General features: G+C 36.2%; 2 protein-coding genes. Both read right to left on the bottom strand.

The window, feature by feature from the left end; all coding sequences use genetic code 11:
- Positions 1 to 79 precede the first annotated feature (79 nt).
- The gene (locus ACOVQ4_RS21020; RefSeq protein WP_421822561.1) at positions 80 to 4,414 is read right to left on the bottom strand and encodes a T9SS type A sorting domain-containing protein; all 4,335 of its coding nucleotides are present in this window, start codon (positions 4,412 to 4,414) and stop codon (positions 80 to 82) included.
- A 900-nt stretch (positions 4,415 to 5,314) separates the two neighbouring features.
- On the bottom strand, positions 5,315 to 9,661 hold the full coding sequence (locus tag ACOVQ4_RS21015; protein ID WP_421822560.1) for a T9SS type A sorting domain-containing protein: 4,347 nt from the start codon (positions 9,659 to 9,661) through the stop codon (positions 5,315 to 5,317).
- Positions 9,662 to 10,637 lie beyond the last annotated feature (976 nt).

Genomic DNA, 10,637 nt, shown 5'->3' with positions numbered 1-10,637 from the left:
TTTTTTTAACAGTTTTAAACTGTTTTTAAACATGCATTGAAAAAGTCTAAATACCACTCAACGCTAACTTGACCTTATTCTATTGTTTGATAACTTTAAAAACTCCAACTTGGCTGTCTCTACGGATTCGAAGAATATACATTCCTGATGGATAATTCTTCAAATCTAATCGAGTCTCTTTGGTACTCGAACTCGTTTCGAGGAATGTTTTCCCTGTACTATCCAAGAGTTCGATGTTGAGGTCTCGATTATCAGTGTTAATGAAGATAAAATCCGAAGCAGGATTTGGCCCAACGCTCACCCCTAGCTTTTGGATATCCTCAAAACCTGTGACTAGTTCCAAACTAACCGTTGAGTTTGAACCGATGATTCCAGCGCTGCAAAAATAGTCAGATACTTTGAACAATCTGAGCTTGGTTGGCACGGTAGGATTTAACGAAAGTATATAAGGAGAGCTTGATGCACTAAAATCTTTCGCACTTAATTCATCTGTCCCTAATTTCAAATAAATGGGAAATGTCCCCGTTAAATTCACTTTCAAATCAACTTTTTTGTCTGGTGAAAAATAATACATTGTAGTGTCGAATGAGGCTCTTGGCGACTTTATCACATCAAGTGGCGTGGCACTTGTGGTTGAGCTTACCCCATTTTCTTTAGCAATTACTCTAAATCGGTAATTTTGCCCAGAAGAAGCACTAGTAGGGATTTTGAATGAAATCGTATTTGTTGCGTACGAAACCCCTAGTGTCTCAATTTCCTTGAAATTAACTCCCAAGCTATCAGACATCTCAAGTCCAAGACTTGGGTTAGGTGTAGCAAACCCTACCAACTTGAATCCAATCCTAGTTTCTGTCCCTGAACAGATATAACTGTAAGAGTTGATGGCAGTTGGGTCCATCGTCAAAATATATTTATCAGTCTCAGATAACACCGTTATGGTAGCAGACCCCTTACCCGAGGCAACGCCACATTGATTGCTTACCGATTTTAGTGTAACTGTCTCGGATTTCTTAGCAAGAAAAGACAAAAATCCTGTTTGTCTAATTCTGTTAGAAAGACTTCCTTTCACACCATTGCTCAATTCAAAGGTTGGGTCACCACTAAAAACATAATAACCATCGGCACCATTAGCCGACTTCAGAGTAAGATTGACTGGCTGATTGACTAACGTAGTAACATTACCAGCAATCGTAAGGTCTGGCACCTCAATCAAAGTACCATACCATGAGCCTCTTATATCAGTATTAGGTGCTGTTATATTTTGCAAAACTACCTGATAAGAATTGATAGGAATGTTACCAGGGATTGATAAAGCATAACTACCATAAGGTTTGATTCTTGCAATTTCATGATAAACTATGCCTCCAGAAGTAGAGGTCATGAATGACAGTTTATAAAGTTGTGTGGTATCAACATCTCCATAAGAAGTTAGATTAATACGTAACTTTTCGTTTCGACAAATATTACTATTGCCATTCGAACCCAAGTTTGATACCCACCAAGAAACCATTGGTTTTACACGAACATTCAAAGAAAAGTTCAAGTCTTGCACACCGCATTGATTAGAAACCCTAGGCAAGGTGTACACGTTAGAATATTTAGGTGTAATGTTGTAATATGAAGAATTGTAGTTATTAACTGGATAAGTCTCGCCATATTTACCTCTTACAACCCCTTCGAAGGTCGAACTCCCACTGTTTATAACTCTGAGTGAAAAGGATTCGCCATAGCTAAGATCAATATCCATTTGTCTACTGACTATTTCCACCGAAACATTAGGCGCCTTTTGAATCGCTATCGTTTTAGTGTAACTAACTATCAACGAATCAGATTCATCCACTAATCTCAGGCTGTAATTGCCCTCTGCGATATCTTTTGGCAAGATTACTTCAAATGGACTCTGCTTGATTCCTGTCAGTAGCGCTTGCTTTGAATATAGTGTACCATCTAATTTAAGGAGCATCAACTTATAACTTGCCACTCGGTCTGTGCGTCGAACAATGGTTTCGGCATATTTGAGTTCGAGCTTTCTTCCCGCACATGTCACCGTGGGATTATAGTCTCCTTTGAACTCAACGATTCTGTCTGCTAAACTTAAGTTAATTTTAATATTTACCTCTTTGGTGCTACAACCATTGGTAAGTTTATTAATAACAAAAGTACCTGATTTAAATACATCAAATGTATATCCCAAGTAACCTCCATAACCCGACACTCGCAGACCATTATCAAACACAGCAGTTGTATACAGTTTGTTATCCAATCTCAAAGTGTTGCTGTAATAATTTCCATAAGTTACAAGAGCGTTGATTTCATTAGGCCCAGAATAAAGAGGAACTTCCCCAACCTCCACCATATACCTCTCGGAAGTAGTATACGGCGACGAAGCTCTTACCTGAAGATTGACCGTATTATAATAGGATGGGACTACCCATGAAAATTTATCATTCACGAACTCTCCCACACTTGCCTCAATGATATTTCCAGAATCATCTACATAATCTAAATAATATTTTGAACTGGCATCAAAGGTTCCGATTCTCTGTAGGGTAAGTTCGTGGGTAGTTCCAGCGCAAACTGCTGAACCTTGACCAAAAGGTGCACTTAATCTTAAAGTTTTTGCTGGATTTACTACATTAATATCCACACTAAACTTTGTATCTGTACTTACGCCACATTCGTTCGACACCTTGGTCAATTTATAAGTCATGTTATCTGAGGCATAAAACTTCGCGTTGAAGTAAGCATTGCCACCTTCTGGCACATAAACGGTAGATTTTTTACCTAAATTATCTTCAAATTCAACAGTTCCTCCTCCCGAATAACCTACAGAAGGATACACCCAGTTGGGTTTGTCGATAGTGTAAGTACCCAACATACTACTAGATGTAAGCTTTGGGGTTGTTTTGAAAAGACATCGAGTTACCCCATATTCAAAAGTAGAGCCTATGATTGGATTTGGGAATAGACCAAAGGTAAATGATTTGCCTTCATTTGGATTTGAACTCGGAAAAGTAAACTCAGCCAATCCCGGTTCTGTAACCTTTCCAGTAAGTGCAGTTTTGCTTCCATCAATAAACTGTAGCGCCATATTAATGGGTGTATTTACTTCCATAACTGGCTGACTTGAAAACCTCACTTTGAATACACCTGAAGGGCAGACTGTTCTGGTCAAGATTTCCTCAACCTTGATAGCGTCAATTACGGTTATTTTGGTCACATTAACCCCTTCGCCCGTGTTACACTCACTGGAGAATCTCTTGATTTTGTAATCCTGGGTTTTTGTTGGATAGACAGCAATGGTCGTAGGATATCCTGAACTGTATAAGCTGTAATTAAAACCATCTGATAATTCAAAATTAAGAGGCGACATACCGCTTGAATTAACATTGAGTGAAACGATACTTCCATATCGGACGGTTCTCGAATCAGACTGTAGGTCTACTTTTGTACCTTCGGTAATGCTAATGCTTGGACTGTAGGGAGAAGAAACAATGAGTGGGCTAGTAGCTAGAATTCTCAAGATATAGCTAGTCCTTGGGATAATCCCCGGTATTTTTGCTGAAAGAACTCCATCTGACTCTGTGGCCTCGACATCATAAAATTGAGAAGCATTACTTGTCGAAGTGAATCTTATTTTAAATTTATTGTCAGCATTCCAAGTACCTCTTTTTTCAAAGCTAACATTTATATTAGCATCTGTACAAAAAGTTGTATTTGATAGATTAGAAATACTCAAAAAATTGTCAGATACAGTGAGCTTTATCTTCCCTTGTGCCGTCCCTACCCCACAAAAATTCGAAACCTCCTTGATGAAGAAATCACCTGATTTGTTGGGATAAGTAGTTATTACATAATCAGAAAAATTTGTAGAATAGGATTGGAATGAATGTACAGAACCCTCTGAAGTGGTTATCGAAGTCGTTCCTGTTGAAGTACCCGAAACTTTTAGTAAAAGTGCTTTGTCTCGTGAGATAGCTACACTTGATGTGTCTATTTTTATAGACGGAGGAACCCTTAAGCTGAAACTTGAGTAAGACAAAAAAGTAACAGGCGCAACCACAGGTGAGGTAGATGCTAATTGTACTTTAACGTAGTTGTAGCTACTGAACAGGAAATTACTTAATCCAGAAATTTGTAAAAAATCAGGAAATTTCCCTACTAAATAACCAGAAGAATCTTTGGTATCGATGTCTATCAGAACCTTCCCTGTATTATAAGGGTCGACAATTTGTAACTTAAATTTGTTGTCGGAGTTAAATTGTCCTGTTTTTTGGTAAGCTATGATAAATTTGCTACCTGAACAAAAATTAGACGAAGTAGGTTCTACAAATCTTGTGATGGTCGCGGTTTGTGAGAAAACCGGTAAAAAACAGCTAAATAGGAATAGCTGTACTAATAAAAGTATACGCATATATGTGGAATGAAAATGAATAAAATTAGCAATTCAGCATAAGAAAGCACTGATATTACTCAATAAATAGACTTAGAAATGAAAAATACTAAAGGAAGAAAAGTCGGTGTGTTTGGTAAAATTTGAGGTGTCATTTTATAGGTTACGTTTTAAAAATGTTAGAAATTATAGATGGGGGTAAATTTACTGAAATTTCACATATTTCAGTATTTATCCTCAATTTTCTTTTCTAATAACACCTAACCTAAATATTTATACAAGATAAAATTAACTTGGGGGCTATAGGCTGTAAGCCATAGGTATTTAGCAAAAAATGTTTTCTTAATTTTAAGTAATCGTGCAGAATTATATTTAAGTTTTGTGTTTTAGGGACAAGGCAACAGGCACAAGACAAAGAGAGTTAAAATAGTTTTTTACTAACGATAGATATGTTTTGCCGAATGCCCAAAGCTGAAAGCCGAAAGCTCAAAAATTAAATATTATTTTGCGTTAATACTTATTTATTAGTTAACAGTAAATTGGTTATTTGAAGATAATGATAACAAAAGGTTATAGTCAAATTTTGCCTAAGATATACTATTAAATTAATAGTTTCTTAAAAGTAAAAACCTACGGTAACCTTTTGATTATAAATATATTACAACAACATACATACTGTTAACCTGATTACTGGACAAAATTGAAGTTACTAGTTCAAGACTTAGTCTTGGACTCATTTTTTTAACAGTTTTAAACTGTTTTTAAACATGCATTGAAAATTCTAAATACCTTTTCTCTTTTTGTCCAGTAATTAGGCTGTTAACTAATAACGTCTTTTTACTTACTTAAAATACTTTTATAGTTCACACCTTAGTCCTATGGCTTACCGTTTATAGCACTCAACGCTAACTTGACCTTATTCTATTGTTTGATAACTTTAAAAACTCCAACTTGGCTGTCTCTACGGATTCGAAGAATATACATTCCTGATGGATAATTCTTCAAATCTAATCGAGTCTCTTTGGTACTCGAACTCGTTTCGAGGAATGTTTTCCCTGTACTATCCAAGAGTTCGATGTTGAGGTCTCGATTATCAGTGTTAATGAAGATAAAATCCGAAGCAGGATTTGGCCCAACGCTCACCCCTAGCTTTTGGATATCCTCAAATCCTGTGACTAGTTCGAGACTAACACTTGACTTAACACCTACCGAACCAGTTCCACAGACTGAATTACTTACTCGGAATATTCTAAATTTAGTTGGACTCGTAGGGTTGAGAGCTAAGCTTAGTTCACTGGCGTCTGCTCTGTATGTTTTTGCGCTTACTTCATCGGTGCCCATGCTAAAATAAATAGGCGGCTCACCTGTAGTTCTAAATTTGATATTTACAGGTTTATCAGGTGTAAAATAGTATTGTGTTGTATCAAATTCGACTGATGCACCGCTATATAGTTCGATTGGCGAAGGGTTACTTGATGAAGCTATTCCATTTTCCTTGGCCACAACCCGAAATCTATAATTACCACCAATCTTGGTGTTGGCAGGAAGTTTAAAGCTAATATTGTTGGGGAAAGTTTTTACACTAATAACAGGAATTTCTGTGAACTTATCTCCATTACTATCCGACATTTCGAGTCCAAATTGGGGAATCGTAGTAAAATTCCCGATAATGTCGAATGCGATATTATTGACATTGGATGTACAAACCTTTGTAAAAAACATATCGGGACCAACTGGGTCATTGGTTCTTATACGATTACTGGTTTGAGGTATTATTGTAACCGTAGATGTTCCTGTAAACTTTCCAGTGCCACACTGATTAGAGATAGTTTTGAATAAAACAATTCCACTTTTATCCAAGGTGACAGGCAGTGAGGCAGTCAGTCCAGTGTAATTACTCATCGACCCTTTTATACCGTTGGTTAATTCATAATTCAGGGTTCCATAAAAATTATAAAAGTTAGTTGGATCCGTCGCTCTAAGGCGAATTCTGGTTTCTACATTTGCCATTGTGGTAATATTACCTTCCATCGCTATATTGGGTACATCCAATAAGGTTACAACATAACCTTCTCTGCCTATTGCATTTCCAGAGGCTGATACGAGCGTAAATAGGTATACATCATTAACAGCAGTGGTAGGCATCTTGATTAGATAACTACCTTGAGGTTTAGTGGATACTACGGTGTAACTTTTTTTCGAAATTGAAGAGTTCGTTGAGTTTAACACAAATCTATAATTTGCGGTAGTATCTATACTGCCATAAGGCGTCATTTTTACTAATACCAAATCATTTTTACATAAAGAATTTTTGACCGAACCTTTAATTTCCCAACTTACAAAAGGATTAACATTTACCTTTACCGTTTCGGTCAAACTCTGATTACCGCATTGGTTATACACGGCCTTAATCGTATAAGTAGTAGATTTAGAAGGACTTACCGTTATTGCTTCATTCGAATTATTGAGCTTGAATGCATTTCCGTTCGAATCAGTAATTAGTCCCTCAAATGTTGCACTATTCTTGGATTGAAGCTGTAAGGTCACCTTTTCACCATATTGAATCGTAAAATCTCTCTTCGAATTTTCAGTAAGTAACGAAACGATAGGAGCTCCCTCTACTCTAATATATTGAGAAGTGGTGGTATTTAAGGAATCCTCCTCATCTACCAAACGAATGTAATATGACCCTATTGGCATATCAGATGGGATGGTTACTTCTACTGGATTTTGTGTCACTCCTGTTAATAAAGTTCTACTTTTTGTGGTAGAGGTAGAGCCTTCTGTCGATATCATTACCTTATATTTTGGAATCTTGGCGCTAGGTCTGTAAACCGTTTCATAATACTTAAAGCTGACTTTTTTTCCAGCGCACACGGTAGTCGAATTTTCGTAAGACTGACTGTATGCATTCACTGATTTATTTTTAATTTTTACATTAATATTAATATTCACAGCTAGCGAGCCACACTCATTTTGTATTTTATTGATAACATACTGAGTTCCTTTATCCAAATTTAGTTTGTATACAAGGTAGCCGCTTGGGCTAGAAAATTGTAGTCCATTACTAAATGTAATTATTGTTTCTGATGGACTATTTACATTAATGCTTCCGTAATGAGGATTAAAACTATAGGATTCTGAATAATTGATATTCTTTTCTCCAGTGTAAGAGGGAGGATTAGAAACCTGAACTTTGAAACGCTCGTAAGCTACGTACGGTGAACTGGTATGTACTTGCAAATAAAAAGTAGTTCGACCAGCAAAATTATCATTGGTAGCAGGCACCGTCCACGCCAACTTGCCATCTATAAACTCGGCAACGTTTTGTTCTAAGACATATCCATTTTCATTGACGTAATCCAAGTAGAATTTTGTTCCATCCGCAAAGACTCCATTTTTGATTAGTTTCAAATCGTATTTTGTACCAGTACAAAGTGTTTTTTCTAGTCCAAATGGTGTTTCCAACTTCAGGTTATTTGTAGAATTAGCTACGGTAACATTAAATTTGATATTAGGGTTGTCTAAGACACCACATTCATTACTGATTCTAGTGACAGAAAAAGGCATGTCCGACGAAGCAAAAAATTTACTTCGAATAGTTTGTTCGTTATTTGCGTCGGTATAATTCAACTTTTGTCCCAAAGAGGTTTCGACCGTAATATTTCCGCCTCCATTTATGTCCATGAGATATTCTATCCAATCGGGCTGAGATAATTTTATTTTTGAATAATATTCCAGACGCCATGAAGCGAGTGCGGGTTTGCTTTTATACAAACAGCTTGCCAAGATATATTCTGTCTTGGCTTCAGGAATATTGTCTGCATAAAGACTAAAATCGAATCTCTTCCCTGTATGTGGACTCGATGAAGGAAAGGTAAAGGCTGCCAATCCTGCCTCGGTTACCTTCCCTGAAAGTACAAAAGAGGCTCCATCTTTAAAAAGTACGTTTAGATACACGACGGAATTTAATCCAAGGACTGGTTGACTAGAAAACCTAACCTTAAAATCTTCTCCGGGGCAAATTGAGTTTGTTAGGATTTCTTCAATCTTGATACCATTCGTGACCTGAACTTTCAAAATATTAGAACCTTTGCCTGAATTACACACGCTTTGATAGTTTGTGATTTTATACTCAGTTGATTTTAATGGAGTTATATTTAAAGCCCCATAACCAGAACTTTCCATTTTATACTGTAAACTATCATTTAACGTGTAATATACAGGCATTAATCCAGAGGAATTTAGATACATCGTAAAGGGTTTACCATACATTACAGACTGATTCATCACAACTACGTCTATTTGGGAAGGTTCAGACACAGGCACATAGTATAAAATATTAGAGGAAGTTAATCGAGGGCTAGATGACTGTATCCGAATATGATAAGTACTCTCTTTGATATACGTAGGAATGGTAGTAGTCAGCGCGCCGTCACTGGTTTCTGTAGCTTCCACATCAAAGAAAACAGTTGGGTTGTACGAGGAAATAAAACGTATGTAAAACTTATTATTTGAATTCCAAGTACCTCTTTTCTCCACAAATATTTTCACCTTGTTTCCGATGCAATAAGTACCCATTGCGTAGTCGTTTATGCTCAAAAAATTTTCTACGACATCCAATTTTACCTTACCCTCAACTGTGGTGGTTCCACACATATTAGTTACCTCCTTCATATAAAAATCACCAGATTTTTGAGGGTAAGTTGTTAATCCTACGGATTCATACCAATTATTTGAATTAGGAGAAACAGACGCTCCCTCTGAGGTTTTGAATACCATCGGAAAAGAACCACTTCCTGACAAACGCAGGTTATATGCCAAACCTCGTGACAAGGCAGTGCTGGTTGTGTCCAACATTCGTACTTGGGGCATTTTGGCAACGGCAAAGGCTTGATTAAAAATTGGAGTCACAAAACTTGGCGAAGAAGATACCATCTGAAATCTAAATAAAAAGCTAGAGGTATTACCTTCAAAGTCAAAAATAGTTGGATATTGAGTAAAATCGGGTAGGTTACTTAGGATAAAACCAGCGGAATCTTTTGTATCGAGATTCAAAACTACCTTATTTTGATTGTTCACCAACTGCAAGGTAAACTTATTGTTGGTATCAAAAGTCCCATTTTTTTGGATGGCAAATACAAGTTTTTGCTTTGAACAAATATAGTTCTGGGAGGGTTCGACAATGCCAACTATATCAAAACTTTGAGCAAATAAAGATGATAAGCTGTTAAATAGGAAAAAAGCGAGTAGTAGAAATTTAGGCATTTGAGATAATTTATGATTTGTGAATTGGAAATAGAACTATCAATACTGTACTGATAGCCTGAAGAAAATAATGAGTAATTAATGCTCGTATACCAGCAATGGCGCCATTGCATTAGTGCTAAAAATTAGCATAAAAATACAAGAAAAAAACTAATTTCTTCATTAAGCCATATTATTTCTACAATATCATTCAAGCTAGGTTCGTGATTTTTTTGAGGTATGTTCAATCAGGATTATGAGTATGAAGGTATGGGTTTAGGCGAATTGGTTTGTTTAGTTATGCCTTGAGCCAGATTTGTCCAGATTGGATGTTGTTCTTGTGCCTTTTGCATTGGTGTTAAGTTGCCAATACACTTCGTTTTGGGTTCTACCAATTATTGATGAAATCGTTAAAAAATTCCCATTTGTAAAGTCATTTATTTTTGAATAGCAAGTGATCTAACGATGGCTAGTATGTCACAACAACTTGTAGCTCAACAATGAGATATTACTCTCGCTACTATTAAGTTAGATTATTTTGCGCTGTCGCCAGTTGTTCTATTACTACCGCCCCTACTTTTGGTGCAGATAATCTAGGACTTAGTTTCTTCCTTATATCTCCTTTAGAGTACTACAGGAGAAAAAATCGTAATCAATTTAATCCAAAAAAGCATGGATAAAATATCAGAATGCATGTAGCTTATGATTTAGATACTCCTATTTGTTTGATAGTCTTTTCTGAAAACAATAATTATCTCTGCCCTAAGAGCATGTAAAATGGAAAACTGGCCAACTTTCATTCATTGAAACTTTCTTTAGCTGATTACTGGACAACATGAGAAAATGCGATTCAGATATGTAGACTTTTTCAATGCATTTTATAAAAAACAGTTTCAAACTGTTTAAAAACCGAGTTCAAGACTTAGTCATGAACTTTTAAATAAATTTTCATCCAGTAATCAGGTTCTTTATATTAAACTTTTAAAAAAAAGGGTAT

It is taken from the genome of Flectobacillus sp. (assembly GCF_049240685.1).
GTDB lineage: Bacteria > Bacteroidota > Bacteroidia > Cytophagales > Spirosomataceae > Flectobacillus.
The sequence above is the reverse complement of the archived record's forward strand: the minus strand, read 5'-3'. Positions and strand labels throughout refer to the sequence as shown.